Origin of the sequence: Bacillus sp. PSXD-155 (genome assembly GCF_049310765.1) — a bacterium.
Taxonomy (GTDB): Bacteria; Bacillota; Bacilli; order Bacillales; family Bacillaceae_G; genus Bacillus_A; species Bacillus_A cereus.
In genome coordinates this window covers 74,428-89,885 of the sequence record NZ_JBMOWC010000005.1, presented here as the reverse complement: position 1 = coordinate 89,885, position 15,458 = coordinate 74,428, and the positions used below count along the sequence as shown (strand labels likewise).

The window sequence follows — 15,458 nt, the reverse complement described above, 5'->3', positions numbered from 1 at the left end:
ACTTGGATTCGGCAAAAATATATAATGGAAATCTGGTGGAAGAAAAATTTCAAGAAATAAATCCAGATCAAGTAAATTCTAAAAGAGGATATTTAATAATTAAAAGATTTATGGATATTATTGGTTCACTTATAGGATTGATAATATTAGCTCCAATTTTTTGTATTGTAGCAATAATCATGAAGATTGAGGATCCTAAAGGCCCTATAATATTTAAACAGGTTAGAGTAGGTAAAGACGGGCAAGAATTCCAGATGTATAAATTTAGATCTATGGTAGTTAATGCAGAAGAAAAATTAAAAGACTTATTAAGTCAAAATGAAGTCTCTGGTGCAATGTTTAAAATGAAAGAAGATCCAAGAATTACAAAAATAGGTGGATTTATAAGAAAAACCAGTATAGATGAGCTTCCGCAACTTATTAATGTATTAAAGGGAGAGATGAGCCTTGTTGGCCCAAGACCACCTTTATTACGAGAGGTTAAAGAATACACTGTTTATGATAAACAACGACTTATGGTAACACCTGGATGTACAGGTTTATGGCAGGTAAGTGGAAGAAGTAATTTAAGTTTTAAACAAATGGTTGAACTAGACTTATATTATATTATAAACAGAAATTTTATTTTTGATGTTAAGATTTTGTTAAGAACTGTAAAGGTTTTATTAGGTTCAAAAGATGCATTTTAAAAGATTGCTATTTTAGTAAGAACAAGTTTTTAAAATTATGGAATAAAGGAGTTTTGTTTAAAAGATGAAAAGAAAAGTGATTACCTATGGTACCTTTGATTTATTGCACTATGGGCATATAAATATACTTAGAAGAGCAAAAGCGCTAGGGGATTACCTGATTGTAGCGATATCTACAGATCAGTTTAATGAGTTAAAAGGTAAGAAATCTTATTTCTCATATGATAAAAGAAGATTAATGCTGGAATCAATTAAATATGTAGATGAAGTAATACCAGAAGAGAATTGGGAGCAGAAAAAAATAGATGTAATGAATCATAATATAGATACATTTGTTATGGGTGATGATTGGAAGGGCGAATTTGATTTTTTAAAAGAATACTGTGAAGTTGTGTATTTACCAAGGACTGAAGGGGTATCGACTACAAAAATCAAAGTAGAATTACAATCTATAAATTAATAATGCGAGAGTATGGTAAAATATGAAAAATAAATTAACTAAGAATTTTATTTTCTTATTCTTAATGCAAATGGCTAATTTACTTTTGCCATTAATTAGTCTTCCTTACTTAAGTAGAGTACTACAACCAGAGGGTTTTGGCCTAATTGTATTTGCTCAGTCTCTTATACAATATTTTGTTATTCTTACGGATTTTGGTTTTAATTTATCCGCAACAAGACAGGTATCTATAAACAGAGAAAATCCAGAGAAGTTAAAGCAAATATTTAATTCGGTTTTAATTATAAAGCTAATATTGGTTATAATTTCTTTTGTTATATTGGTCAGCATAGTAATGTTAAACCATAGTTTTAGTGAATACTGGTATGTTTATCTATATAACTTTGGTATTGTAATTGGTAATGCACTATTTCCGCTATGGTTATTCCAAGGTTTAGAGGTAATGCAGTACTCTACTTTATTAAATGTTATTTCAAAATTAATTTTTACTTTGTGTACTTTTATCCTGGTTAAGGATCCAGAGGATTTATATATTGTTCCAATTCTAAATTCAATAGGCTTTATAATTTCGGGGGTATTAGGTATATCTGTGGCACTAAGGAAGTTTAATATGCGTCTTCAATTACCCCAAAAAGATGAATTGATATTGGCATTGAAAGATAGTGCTCAATTCTTTGTATCAAGGGCATCAGTAAGTCTTTATACGACAACAAATACATTTTTGATAGGGATCTTTTTAGGGAAAACAGCTGCTGGTTATTATGCAATTGCAGAAAAATTAATTAATGTTATTTCTATTATCATATCGACAGTAGTGGATGCTATTTATCCTTTTATGGCAAAAACTAGGGATTTAAAATTATTTACTAAAATATTTAAAATTGTAATGATTCTAGGTATTGTAGGATGCTTAGTGGCCTTCATAATTAGTGAGCAAGCTATTGGTGTTATTTTCGGAGCAAATTATCAGGTTAGTGTAACATTATTTAATATTATGTTAGTAAGTTGTTTTATTTCTATTCCTAGCATGCTGATTGGTTATCCATTATTGGCGGCATTTGGGAATTCTACATACCCCAATTATAGTGTATTAGCCGGATCAATAGTTCATATTGTATTACTATTATTATTAATACAGTTAGGAAATATTTATGTAGTTGCAAGCATTTTAATAGTAACACAGCTAGTTATATTATCAATTAGGTATTATGGAGTTAGAAAAATAATACTTAAAAATCACAAAAGTAAAAGAATTGGGGTATAACATGCAAACTAAACTACTGACGTTAGTATATATATTACTATCTCCTATATATTTATTATCAATGATTTTTCCAAAAAAGAAGGATTTAGTTGTAATAGGCGGATCCCTAGGGAAGCATTTTGCAGATAATCCTAAATATCTATTCTTGTACCTTGACCAAAATAAACCTAAATTTCAATATTATTGGTTGACTAAAAACAAGGAATTATGCAAGGAAAAGAATGCTAATAATTTTTTGTATCTGTATACGTTTAAGGGGCTATATATTTTATTACGAGCTAAATATTTAATTTTATCACATCAAATTAATGATATGTTCCCACCATTACATGGTGGAAAAGAAATAATTCAGTTATGGCATGGAACACCATTGAAAAAATTAGGGTTTGATAGAGATGCAGAATTGAATTCGCCTCTGAAAAATGGATTAAAATCAATATTTTATTTCATTTTTCCATATTTATTTTATATGCGAACGGATTATATAGTCGTATCTGCGGAATGTTTAATTAATAATTTTAGTACGGCATTTAAGTTAGAAAAGAGTAAGGTTATACCTTTAGGACAACCTAGAAATGATATATTATTACATCCAGAGTTACTTAACGAGAAGTATACAAATAATAAAGTTTTTTTACATGAATTATCCCATTATGAAAAAGTGATTAGTTGGTTGCCTACACATAGACATGGAACTAACAAAAATATAGTCAATTTACTGGATGATTATGGGTTTGATGCATTTAAGGTTAATCAACGATTGCGGCAGGAGAATAGCATATTAATTATCAAACCACATTTTATAGAACTGGGTATTATAAAAGATAAATTAATAGGATATGATAATATAGTTGTCTACGAAGAGGCTGATCCATATCCACTATTAACATTTACTGATATTTTAATAACGGATTATTCGAGTGTATTCTTTGATTTTTATTTAACAAAAAGGGATATAATTTTTGCGCCTTTTGATTATCATGAATATAAAAGAAACTTTAAAGATTTTTATTATGATTACGATGATTTACTTTCTGAATATCCAAAAGTTAATAATTGGGATGAACTATTAAAACTTGCTTTGAGTCAAGAATATTTTAATAGGAATAACGAATATAAAAAATTACAAGATTTTAATAAATACACTGATGAAAATTGTAAGAGGGTCACTGAATTCATTGAGAAGTTGTGTAAATAAGTTCTATTTAAAAGGCTGGGATTATGTTGATCTTAAGATTTTTTAGTTTTATATATCTAACATTACTATTATTTTTAGTAACGTATCAGGATTTTTTCTTAGTTAATAAGATAGGGGAGATAGGTCGCTCCCCTATCTTTTTATTATTGCCTTTCTTTATTATAGGAGAAATATTAAATATTAAGTGTAAGAAAATAAATATAACTAAACTGCAAAAATATTTGTTTATGTATATTATCTATGTATTTTGTGTTGGGCTTATATATGTTTTTATATACTCTTTAAAAGGGGTATATGTATACTTAAATGAAGACATTTTCTTGAAATTTGTAAAAGGGCAAATGTATTTCATAATAATATTTCTTTTTTATAGGCATTGTTCTTTGTTGTTTTCGATAATTAAGACTAAGGTTATTTTTAGAGCATTTTTTGTTAATTTAATGATATTAAATATTATTATGGCCTTAGAGTATTTTAGTATGCCAAGTGCGTGGATGTGGCTTCATTCATCCGATGAGCCCTACTATAGAATTAGATTATTAACAGTGGAGAGTAGTTGGACTGGAACAATTTATCTTATATATAGTATTCTTACTTTATATTTAGCGAAAAAACTTTTTAATAATTTTAAAGTTAGATTGTATACGATAACTATAATAATTTCATTACTTGCTTATGTATTCCTCACTGGTTCAAAAGGCTTTTTTATCGTTTTTGTAGTAAGTCTAATCTTTTTTGCATTTAACTTTATTAATATATTTAGAATTAGTGTAAAAAATATTATTTTCAGCTTCTTGTTACTATGCTGTACCGCTTTAGTTTTTATGATTTTAAAGGATGATTTTTATTCTTCTCTTATGAGTGATATTGAGAAATATACATCAGTTTCTACAAGACTAGGTTTATTTATGGTAGCAATAAAAGTATTTGTTACAAACCCTTTTGGTGTGGGTACAGGTGTTTATATTGTTTTATTAGTAGAGAGTATTCAGGGGATAATTGAATTATTAAGAGAGATATTTGTTACACTATTTAATGTTTCACCTAATTTAGATGAATTGCAAAGATTAACGGGTACAACCAAAGGATTAGCTATTAAATCTAGCTTTTTTAACTGGTTAGTACAGGGGGGAATAGGAGCTTTACTGTACTTCTTCTATTCTTCTAAAGTGGCTAATCAAATAACAAAAAATGATAAAATGCTGAGATTTTGCTTAATTTTTGTTCTTATATCAGTATTTAGTTTTATAAATTTAGAAATTAAGTATGAGATTTGGTTATTCTTTGCTTTTATAGATTGGAATTACCAAAATAACAAACCTCATTTAAATGGTATGCCTTAGTATAGTTTCAAAAGGAGTGGAATATCTTAAATGTTATCTGTAAGTATTGTGATACCGGTTTTTAATTCTGAGAGTATAATTGGACAAGTGCTTAATTCTTTAATTGAGCAAGATTATGATAAAAATAAGTATGAGATTATTTTAGTTGACGATGCATCTACTGATGAAAGTGTTAGTGTAATTCAGGGGTTTGTTGATAACTACGAAAATATAAAATTATTTGTCAATAATAAAAATAGCGGTCGAAGTAAGACTAGAAATAAGGCAATTGAGAATAGTTCAAATGAATTAGTTATAATGTTGGATTCAGATTGTGTACCTATTACCAATCAATTTATTAATAGACATGTTGAATTTCATATGAGTAATAAGAAGGGATTAGGAATAGGGGCAATTTATTTCCCTAGTAAATCTAATAATTCATTTGATCAATTTAGAGAACAGAGAGAAAATATTAGATTAAGATATGGAGAAAATACAACAAAGTTGGAATTTGTATATGTAACTACGGCTAATTTAAGTATCCGTATGGAAAATTTAAGAGAATCGCAAGGATTTGATGAAGATTTTAAGTATTGGGGATCGGAAGATATCGAGTTTGGTTATAGATTATTTAAAAATGATTATGAGATTAGTTTAATAGAGCAGGATGGGGATGTACATCACTTTGATGAGAGGATAAGTTTAAAAGTATATTGTAAACGAATAAAAAATTTGGCCCAATATAATATGCCTATATTATTAGAAAAACATCCCGAAATAATTAACTTCTTTGGCAACTTTAAATATTTAGAGCCATTAAAAGCTAGAGATACTGTTCCAAAGTATAAAAAATATTGTATACAATTTTTAGTTAAAAATTGTAATTTTGTTTTTAAGCGTATTATAAAGAATGAAGCTAAGTTTAGTTTGAAACTACTATTCTTTGTATATAAATTATATATTGCTAACTTTTATATGGAGGGTGTACAAGAAAGGGTTTTAAAGTAGCTTCTAGATTTAATAATTTTAGGAGTGGATTAAATGAAAGTTTTACATATAGCTGAATATGTAAAGGGAGGAATTGCTACATATCTTCAGGAGGTAATAGAATATCAAGAACAGTGTGAAAACATTGATGACGTTTTTTTACTCTATGGGGATTTACACTCGGGGGAATTGAAGAATATTAATTCTGAGAATATATACGGCTATTCTTATAAAAGGAGCCCAAAATATATAATAAAAGCTATAAAGGAAATTAATGCGTATATAAATTTGATAAAACCAGATATTATTCACGTGCATAGTTCATTTGCGGGCCTATATGTTAGATTACTTTATTTTATTAAGAGAAAAAATGTGAAAATTGTTTATTGTTCGCATGGCTGGTCATTTTTAATGGACACCTCTCAGCTAAAAAAAAGAGTATACTCCTTAATAGAGAGAGTGTTAGCTCTTAAAACCGATACTATAGTTAATATTTCTCTAGATGAGTACACAAACTCACTTAAATATCATTTGCCTAAAAATAAATCTACAATTATATATAATGGGATTTCTGATAGGAGTAATGATAAAAGGGTATCATTAGAAATAGAAAAAGATTGTATAAATTTACTCTTTGTTGGAAGATTTGATAAGCAAAAAGGTCTAGATATTTTAATAGATATTTTTAAAAATAATAATTTACCAAAGATTAAATTATATATTATCGGTGAACCTGTTGTAAGTCAGGCTGAATTTCAATTTCCTCAAAATGTTATAAATTTAGGCTGGATCGACAATAAATTATTAGATAGTTATTATTCTGATATGGATGCGGTTATAATGCCTTCACGTTGGGAGGGTTTTGGTTTGGTTGCGATTGAAGCAATGAAAAATAGAAAACCTGTTATAGTAAGTAATAGGGGGGCATTACCGGAATTGATTAACCAAGAAGTTAATGGATATATATTTGATTTAGAAAAACCCAATGATTTAGTAGATATATTATTAAACCTTGATAAAATAGAATTGAAAGAAATGGGAAAACGGGGCAGGAATATATATGAAGAAAAGTTTACTAGTAATATTATGAATAGAAAAATTATTGAGGAATATCAAAAACTAGTGGATGGTTTAACTCATTAAGTACTATATTAAATAGGAACTACATTTAAAGGAAGAGGCGAATATCTTGAAGAAAAAAATATTTCTTTGGGCTTTAAGTATTATAGGCGTTATCCTAGTTGGCACAGGGATCTATGCATATACTGTTTATTCAAATGTATCTAATACATTAAATGCAGTGCATAAACCATTGGACCGTGAAAAATCAGATAAAAGGGATGGAAAGGTAGATATTGCTGATAGAAAACCTATTTCAATTTTATTAATGGGTGTCGATCAACGTGGGGAAGATCAAGGTCGCTCAGATTCTCTAATGTTATTTACATTAAATCCTAAATCTAATTCAATGAAAATTATTAGTATTCCGCGTGATTCTTATACAGAAATTGTTGGAAAGGGCAAGAAAGATAAAATAAATCATGCCTATGCATTCGGCGGAATCGATATGGCAGTGAAAACAGTCGAGAATTTCCTCGATATTCCAGTTGATCATTATATTGAGGTAAATATGGAAGGATTCAGGGATATTGTAGATGCTGTTGGTGGTGTGGATATTAATAACGATATGAGCTTTAAAATGGACGGTTTTGATTATCCAAAAGGGGATTTACATTTAGATGGGAAAAAAGCTTTAGTATATTCTCGTATGCGTTATGCGGATCCACGCGGTGACTTTGGCCGTCAAATGCGCCAACGTCAAGTTATTCAGGCTGTAATTAAGAAGGGTGCAAGCGTATCTTCTCTGGCAAGTTACGGTGATGTGTTAAAAGCAATTGAGAAAAACGTTAAAACAAGTTTAACACAAGACCAAATGTTTGATATTCAAAAGAACTATAAAGATTGTATGCAAAACAGTGAAGAAATCCAAATCCCAGGCGACGGCCACAAAGCCGCTGATGGTATTTGGTATTACTATGTTCCGGATGCAGCGAAACAAGATATAACGAATAAGTTAAGAGCACATCTTGAATTAACTAAGTAATATGTAATAACCCAGCTCCTTTGGAAGGAGTTGGGTTTATTTTTGCATGAATTTATATTAGTATTATATATTGTGAGATTAATAGATGAGGTGAATCGATGAATAAGAAAGCAGTACTTGTCCTTATTATTTTTGTATTGTTTGCTGCTTCGATTGTGAGTGGTAAAATATACTGGAATAAGAAGATTGCGAATGCAACAGGACAAACGAGTGAAGTAACGAAAACAAAGGCTGAAGTGAAAGATAGCGGAGCGAAGAAAGAAGAGAAAAAGGAAGAGAAGAAACAAGATACGAAGTCATCTTTTAATGAAGCATACGCGAAGAATTTGCCAGATGCAGTGAAAGAGAAGTTAAAGAAAGCTGCTGAGGATAAAAAGGCAGTAAACCTTATTATTGTTGGTGATGAAGCTTCTTCACCTGAAAACGGTGCTTGGGCAGCTAAGTTAACGGCTAATTTAGAAACGGCTTACGGTAAAGGTTTATGGAATGTGACTGTAAAGGAATATAAGGGTGAAAGCACAGAAGAGTTAATCGTGAATAAACGTGATAAAGAGATTGCGAAAGAGAATCCAGATGTAATTTTATTTGAGCCACCGTTTATTACTGATAATGGTAAAACTGGTAATGGAAACTCTGTAGTAAATACACAGAAGTTCGTTCAAGCACTTTCTACTAGTGCAAAGGGTGCTACGATTATGATTCAACCATCAAATCCAGTGTATGGTGCGAAGAATTATCCGAAAGCAATTGAAGCATTAAAACAATTTGCAACGCAAAATAATTATACATATATTGATCATTGGGGAGCGTGGCCGGATGCATCGACAAAGGCTATCCTACCATACTTAAAAGAAGAATTTGGTTTCCCAACTGCTAAAGGTCATGAAGTTTGGGCACAATATGTAACGGATTATTTTGTAGCTAAATAATAAAAGGGGAGAGGGTATCGTCGACAAAATATGTTCGACAATACCCTCTCTTTTTTTGTACGATTTTTGCTATACTAAACTGTACTATAATACATGATGGAAGGAGGAAAATAATGAAAATACTTGTGGTTGATGATGAATCGAGTATTCGTAATTTGATTCGGATGCAGTTGGAGATGGAAGGTTATGAAGTATTGGCAGCGGCTGATGGGAGAGAAGCTTTGGAGCGATGGAATGAAGGGCCGGATGTATTGATTTTGGATGTTATGCTTCCGGATACGGATGGGTATGAGTTGCTTCGTTTGTTCCGTGAGAGGGATAGGGATATTCCGGTGCTTATGTTAACGGCAAAGAGTCAGATGAATGATAAGTTGCTTGGATTGCAGCTTGGTGCTGATGATTATGTGACGAAGCCGTTTAATTATGCGGAGCTTATTCTTCGGGTTAAGAATATGGCGCGGCGTGTAAAGAAGACGGAGACTGCTGTAAGTCATGAAGTAATTGAGGCTGGAGAGATAGTGATTTGTCCTAAGGAAAGAAAGGTACATGTGAGTGGACAAGAGATTCAGTTAACGTACCGAGAGTTTAATTTATGTCAGTTGTTTGTTTCAAATCCGCAGCGTGTGTTTATGAGGGATGAGTTACTTGAGAAAGTATGGGGGTTTGAGTATATCGGAAATACAAGAGCAGTTGATATTATGGTGCAGAGACTTCGAAAGAAGCTTGGGACGAGCGGAGAATATATTAAGACAATTTATGGCGTTGGCTATAAACTGGATTGTTAAGTGGTGATGGTATGTCTTTAAAGCGAAATATGGTGTTCGGAATAGTTGGGCTGTTAATTCCGATTTTTGTTCTTTTATATGCAGTTGTTTATATTACGTTAGAAAAGAATATGTATCATAACGCAGCAGATTCTTTAGAAAAGTTAAGTGTAGAAGCACAAATTTATACGATGAATTATTTAGAGAAGGAAGCAGAAGTGGATACGCTTGGTCCGAATTCACTTTTAATTGCGTCGTATTTAGCGAAGCGTATGGATGTCCGTGTGCAGATGATCGGGAAGAATGGCGATGTTGTTGCAGATACACAAAAAGGAGCATTGCTTCACCGTAACATTGACATTGAGAGTTCCTTGAAGGGAAAGAAGTCTTATGTTTTTGAGGAGGCGGATCCCGCTCCCATTCTTTTGTTTTCAAGCCCAGTATATTATGGAAACGATGTCATTGGAAGTATTCGTTTTATAAATGAGTTAACGGGTGAGAAGGAAGTTTTAACAAATGTGAGCTGGACTTTCTTAATGACGTCTCTTTGTTTAGTAGCTACCGGTATTTTCTTTGCGATTCGTTTAGCGAAGTCTCTTCATAAACCAATTGATCAGTTGAGACAAATGGCACAGAGGCTCGCGAATGGTGATTATAAGAGTAAGATAGAGTTAAATGAGTACGTGGAAATCGCTCAGCTTTCAGCATCTTTTAACGCGATGGCCGATGGAATTGAGCTGCATATTAAGCAATTGCAGGAGGAGAAAGAGAAGCAGAAAGATTTCCTAGATCGCATTACGCATGAGCTAAAAACACCGCTAACGGCAATTATCGGTTATGTTGATTTAATTCCAAAGTTACAATCGAAAGAAGATGTACAGGAAAGTCTTCGTTATGTGGCGGTGGAAAGTGAGCGTTTATTATCACTTGTAGAGGAACTGCTTAAGTCTTCGAAATATGGGACGAGTACGTTTGAGGTGTCTCCTACAGTTGTGAATATAAAGGAATTGGCAGAAGAAGCAGTTTCAATTGTGAAACCTCGTCTAAATCAGTTTGAAATTGAAGTGATAAATGAGTTAACGGATGTACATGTTGTTGCAGATTTTGATAAGACGAAGCAAATTTTCTTAAATGTGCTTGATAATGCAATTAAGTATAGTGATGCTTCGCACATTCGTATGAATGTAATTGTAAATGAGCAGGAGGCGAAGGTTTTTGTTCATGATGATGGGATCGGTATAGATGAAGTGGTGCTTGCAGAGTGGAATGAGTCTCCGAAAGGAAAGGCACTTCCTTCTAGTTACGGGAATGGTTATGGTTTGTATATTTGTCAGGAGATTATGAGTAAGCAGGGCGGAAGCATGCGGATTGAGAGTAGTGAAGAAATAGGTACTACAATATTCATTACATTTTTGCTTCCGAGAAGGATGGAAGACATAAAAAACTTGAAAGCGGTTAAATGATACATTTATGAAACAATTATGCGGTATTTTCGAAACAACGTTTTTTTATCTTGGAGGTAGGCAGAAATGAAAAGGCTATCATTTCAAATTCTTATGTTTGTCATTTGTATGATTGTTTCTCTTGTTTTGTTTTATGTTATGGAGAAGCAAATATATAATCGAATCAACATTGTAAATGATAAACAAGCCGTTTTACAAAGGGTGAATGAATCTCTTCCAATTGAAGTGAAAGTAAGACATGAAAAGTGGGGAGAAATTGTTGTAACGGATGAAGTTCGTTTGCATACGATTGTTTCATTCTTTGACCGAATTCGAATAGAGCCAGGTGACGTTAAGAGCAAAGAACAAGTATTTACTGGAGAAGTAACGTACTTGAATGGACATAAGCGTACTTTTGCAGTAGGTGACTTGTTCCAGTATGGGGAAAATGTATACGGAAAGAATGGCATGGATCCGATGATTTCAGCACTTCAAACGTATTTATTAAGCCTGTATTACACACCAGAGCGTATTAGTGATTTCTTTGCTTCAGCAAAGGATGTCGTAGTACGTCAAGGCGATGTGGTACGTACTATCAATCTTACGCACATACTTGATTCTATTCGATACGCAAAGCAAATTACAGATTACGGAGAAATTCAGAAGTTATTACAATCGCAGAATGAACCGATTGCTTATATTACAGCTTATAAAACAGGTAAGCGTGTAAAGAATGATCGTGAAGATATTCTTACGATTTCTGTGTATCCATCGTACTTTGTGGTGCAATATCTCGGTGATAATAACGGTAATGTCATGTATATGAAAGGCTCTCTAGCAGAGTTATTCGTAAAGGAGAATGCGTCATGAGAAAGATAGCCTTTTTCTTCTTTTTGCTAGTAATTGGAGGAGCGATGTCTAGTTGCTCTCGAGATACAACCTCTATTAAATATAGTAAAAATGGTCTCCCTATTTTGGATGATCGTCATATTGTTGCGTATGTAGCGGCTCGTGAGGAAGTTGGTGAAGCGTTACTTTCATCATTTTGTAAACCGCGCGGATGTACGTATGAATTTATTCGTCTTTCAACAGAAGAACTTCTTCGTAGAGTGGAAGAAGAAGCTGGAAATCCGAAGGCGGATATTATTATTGGCGGTACAGTAGATGCGCATCAAATGATGAAGCAAAAAAATCTTTCTATTCCTGTGATAAGCCAACATGCAAATCGTATTTCAAAAACTGTTAAAGATAAAGATGGTTATTGGTACGGTTATGAAGTGGAGAAGCTGGCAATTGCGATTAATAAAGAGCGGTGGAGCGAGGAAATAGCGCCGCTCGGTCTCTCGTATCCGTTAAGATGGAAAGATTTATTGAATCCAGTATATAAAGGAAAGATTGTCATGCCCGATCCAAATGTTTCAGGTACAGCATATACGTTTTTTCAGTCACTTATTGATACGTTAGGTGAAGAGGAAGCGAAGGAATATGTGAAGAATCTGGCAGAACAAGTTGGAGAAGTAACAGTGAATGGTTACATCCCAGCAGAACTTGTTGCGAGTGGTGAATATATGGTAGGCATCAACTTTATGGGAGATCAGAGAATGCTTCAAAAACAAGGCTTTCCGATTTTAAGTAACGAACCTGAGCAAACAGGGTTATCCGTTAATGCGATTTCTAAACTAAAACGTGCACCGAGTGGTATTATTGCGGATTTATTTATTGATTATTGTTTATCAGAAGAAGCGGGTCACATTTTAGAAAAAGTGTCGTTTGGCGTACCAACTATGTTTGCGAAGAATGAGAAAGAAATAGAAGGACAGCCGGTTAGAAGGACGAACCAAAATATATCAAATAGCGGAATAATCGAGATATGGAATAGACAGCGTCTCTCTCTGAAGTGAGAAAAGGAGACGAAAATATATGTTTAAATGGCTCAAGCCAGCACCTGCAATTGAAAGATTGCCAGCGGATATGATCGACCGTGTATATCGATTACTACGTATTCGTGTGTTAATCGGGATTTCAGTTGGATATGCTGCTTATTATTTAGTTCGTAGTAACTTTACGTTATCAAGTACGTATTTAGTACAAGAATATGGTTTTAGTACAGCTGAAATTGGTCTACTAGGTTCAGTAATGGCAATTGTTTATGGATTTAGTAAGTTCTTTATGGGTAATTTATCAGATAAAGCTTTCGCCCAGCGCTTTATCGCAGTCGGTTTATTCTTATCAGGGCTTGTAAATATTTGTTTCGGCTTTGCATCATCATTTGGGATGATTGTTACATTACTTGTTGTTAACGGTATTGTACAAGGTATGGGAGCACCACCTTGTAGTATTGTTATGACAAAATGGTTCTCGAAGAAAGAACGCGGTACGAAAACAGGTCTTTGGAATATTTCACATAACGTTGGTGGAATGCTTGTGCCACCACTTGTCGGAATTGGTGTAGGTATTTTTGGTGAAAACCATTGGCAAGGCGGCGTGTTTATTTTCCCTGCGATTATCGCAATGGTAATTTCAGTTCTTGTTTGGATCAATGCGAAGGATACACCAGAATCTGAAGGTCTTCCTCCAATTGATGAGTATCGTAATGACTATGAAAATCTTGAAAAAGCAGATAATGCTAACAAGATGTCACCAAAAGAAATTTTAATGAAGTATGTAGTGAAAAATAAATTTGTATGGTTCTTATGTATTGCGAATGCTTTTGTTTATTTAATTCGTTTCGGTGTTATTAACTGGGTTCCACTTTATTTAACGACAGTTAAAGGATTTTCAAAAGCAGAAGCGCATGCGGCATATGCAATCTTTGAAGGTATGGCAATTCCAAGTTCATTAATCGTTGGTTTTTTAAGTGATAAATTATTTAAAGGAAAACGTATGCCATTATGTATTATTAGTATGGTTGGAGTTGTTATTGGTACGTTTATATATTGGCAAGCAACTAGCGTACTTGTTGTAAGTATTGCAGTTTCTATTATCGGTTGTTTAATTTATGTACCACAGTTCTTAATCGGTTTAAGTGCGATGGAATTAGTACCGAAATTTGCAGTAGGTACGACAGTTGGTATGTGTGGTCTATTCGGTTATGTAGGCGGAAGTCTTGTAGCTAACGCAGCAATTGGTGTTATTGTTGATCGTTCTGGCTGGGATGGTTGTTTCATATTACTACTAACAGGTGCGGTTTTATCAACAATCTTCTTATTTATTGTTCAACGTGGACATGAGAGAAAAGATCCTAAAGTAGCGTAATATTTTGTTTGAAAAAGCTATCCAATTGTGTGTGATTGGATAGCTTTTATATTAGAAAAAACAAACAGTATGTAAAATTGCAGTTTAATATGTAAATGATTTTTGTTAATTAATATAATTTTTTTAGATTTAATAAACCAATTACGTACATAGTTAGACCGAAAAATCCGCCGCCACAGATGAAAATTACAACCTTAAATAAAGAAATAGAGATTTCTTCTGAGCCTACATAGGGAAGGATATAATTCATAAAAACAAACATTTGAAAGCCCCAAAGCACACCTGCTTTTAAGCCAGCTTTTCTTAATTTTTTCTTGTGTTGTAAATATTCTTCTTTTGTTGCACATTCAGTATCACTTAAACCTTTTTTCTTGAATTTAAAGGCTAAGTAATTAGCATAAATCATATTAGATAGAAAAATGAATATTGTCCCTATAGATATTGTGTGATTCATAGTATCAACAAGTAACATAATAAGCATTACCAACATATTTAACCACCACAAACCAATTCCAGCTACAGATAACTCTTTATTGATTTCTTGTTTTTGGTATTCATCTCTCTCACTTAGTGTTCCAACAAAACTATTATAAACTCTTTCTTTCCATTCAATTTTCATCATTTAATCTCCCTCCCAAAATAGACTATTTAAATCTGTTTTTAGTGCTTTTGCTAATTCGATACATAAGGCTAAAGAGGGGTTATATTTATTGTTTTCAATTAAATTTATTGTCTGTCTCGCTACGTTAACTTTTTTAGCTAATTCTAGCTGCGATAGACCTTCAGATTTTCGATATTGTTTAACGTTATTCAAATATAATCCTCCCATTGATGGTTGTAGACCTCGTTTACCGAAATGTCATTTATATGTGACATTTTATAATTGAATAGATGAAATGTCAAATATATATGACAAAATAGCGATGATACAATTAGGAAAATGATTTTAATGATTCATTTTGGCAAGAAGTTTGTTAATAAAGAATGGCTTCCATTCAATTAAAATTGCCCTTTTTCCTTTCCTTAAATCTATCTTAAAAG

Annotated in this window: 16 protein-coding genes; 14 read left to right on the top strand and 2 right to left on the bottom strand. The window is 32.5% G+C overall.

Going from position 1 to position 15,458, the window contains the following annotated elements:
- Positions 1-2: 2 nt before the first annotated feature.
- The 14 genes from ACO6VI_RS06980 (at position 3) to ACO6VI_RS06915 (ending at position 14,417) form a co-directional block, all read left to right on the top strand.
- Positions 3-689: a sugar transferase gene (locus ACO6VI_RS06980; RefSeq protein ID WP_000376470.1), complete on the top strand. Its 687-nt coding sequence runs from the start codon at positions 3-5 to the stop codon at positions 687-689.
- Positions 690-753: 64 nt separating this feature from the next.
- Entirely contained in the window at positions 754-1,149 is a 396-nt protein-coding gene (gene tagD / locus ACO6VI_RS06975) for a glycerol-3-phosphate cytidylyltransferase (protein ID WP_000824290.1), read from the top strand.
- Positions 1,150-1,171: 22 nt separating this feature from the next.
- A complete protein-coding gene (locus tag ACO6VI_RS06970; protein ID WP_081144101.1) occupies positions 1,172-2,413 on the top strand; it encodes a flippase in 1,242 nt (413 codons plus the stop codon).
- A gap of 1 nt (position 2,414) precedes the next feature.
- The gene (locus tag ACO6VI_RS06965; protein WP_098315833.1) at positions 2,415-3,611 is read left to right on the top strand and encodes a CDP-glycerol glycerophosphotransferase family protein; all 1,197 of its coding nucleotides are present in this window, start codon (positions 2,415-2,417) and stop codon (positions 3,609-3,611) included.
- A 23-nt stretch (positions 3,612-3,634) separates the two neighbouring features.
- Positions 3,635-4,954 (top strand): O-antigen ligase family protein, encoded by a 1,320-nt coding sequence (locus ACO6VI_RS06960; protein ID WP_081144099.1) that lies wholly within the window; start codon positions 3,635-3,637, stop codon positions 4,952-4,954.
- 30 nt (positions 4,955-4,984) lie between these two features.
- Complete coding sequence (locus ACO6VI_RS06955; protein WP_000953928.1) at positions 4,985-5,944, top strand: glycosyltransferase; 960 nt, start codon at positions 4,985-4,987, stop codon at positions 5,942-5,944.
- A gap of 33 nt (positions 5,945-5,977) precedes the next feature.
- Positions 5,978-7,066, top strand: coding sequence for a glycosyltransferase (locus ACO6VI_RS06950; RefSeq protein WP_000865923.1), 1,089 nt, complete (start codon positions 5,978-5,980; stop codon positions 7,064-7,066).
- A gap of 46 nt (positions 7,067-7,112) precedes the next feature.
- Entirely contained in the window at positions 7,113-8,027 is a 915-nt protein-coding gene (locus ACO6VI_RS06945) for a LytR family transcriptional regulator (protein ID WP_422423030.1), read from the top strand.
- A gap of 98 nt (positions 8,028-8,125) precedes the next feature.
- The gene (locus tag ACO6VI_RS06940; RefSeq protein ID WP_422423028.1) at positions 8,126-8,956 is read left to right on the top strand and encodes an SGNH/GDSL hydrolase family protein; all 831 of its coding nucleotides are present in this window, start codon (positions 8,126-8,128) and stop codon (positions 8,954-8,956) included.
- Positions 8,957-9,069: 113 nt separating this feature from the next.
- Positions 9,070-9,741 carry a response regulator transcription factor gene (locus ACO6VI_RS06935; RefSeq protein WP_000699556.1) on the top strand — a complete coding sequence of 224 codons (672 nt, stop codon included), beginning with the start codon at positions 9,070-9,072 and terminating at the stop codon, positions 9,739-9,741.
- Between the two features lie 11 nt (positions 9,742-9,752).
- Positions 9,753-11,183: a HAMP domain-containing sensor histidine kinase gene (locus ACO6VI_RS06930; RefSeq protein ID WP_088019816.1), complete on the top strand. Its 1,431-nt coding sequence runs from the start codon at positions 9,753-9,755 to the stop codon at positions 11,181-11,183.
- Between the two features lie 66 nt (positions 11,184-11,249).
- On the top strand, positions 11,250-12,032 hold the full coding sequence (locus ACO6VI_RS06925; RefSeq protein WP_043935852.1) for a DUF3919 family protein: 783 nt from the start codon (positions 11,250-11,252) through the stop codon (positions 12,030-12,032).
- Positions 12,029-13,063, top strand: a complete 1,035-nt coding sequence (locus ACO6VI_RS06920; protein WP_088019813.1) for an ABC transporter substrate-binding protein — start codon at positions 12,029-12,031, stop codon at positions 13,061-13,063. The genes ACO6VI_RS06925 and ACO6VI_RS06920 overlap by 4 nt, the downstream gene beginning before the upstream one ends.
- A 19-nt stretch (positions 13,064-13,082) precedes the next feature.
- Positions 13,083-14,417: an MFS transporter gene (locus ACO6VI_RS06915; protein ID WP_000477603.1), complete on the top strand. Its 1,335-nt coding sequence runs from the start codon at positions 13,083-13,085 to the stop codon at positions 14,415-14,417.
- A 109-nt stretch (positions 14,418-14,526) separates the two neighbouring features.
- On the opposite strand, the gene ACO6VI_RS06910 is transcribed toward ACO6VI_RS06915, so the two are convergent.
- Together ACO6VI_RS06910 and ACO6VI_RS06905 are read right to left on the bottom strand one after the other, a co-directional pair.
- On the bottom strand, positions 14,527-15,039 hold the full coding sequence (locus ACO6VI_RS06910) for a DUF3278 domain-containing protein (protein ID WP_000975591.1): 513 nt from the start codon (positions 15,037-15,039) through the stop codon (positions 14,527-14,529).
- Positions 15,040-15,231 carry a helix-turn-helix transcriptional regulator gene (locus tag ACO6VI_RS06905; RefSeq protein ID WP_001067016.1) on the bottom strand — a complete coding sequence of 64 codons (192 nt, stop codon included), beginning with the start codon at positions 15,229-15,231 and terminating at the stop codon, positions 15,040-15,042.
- Between the last annotated feature and the right edge of the window lie 227 nt (positions 15,232-15,458).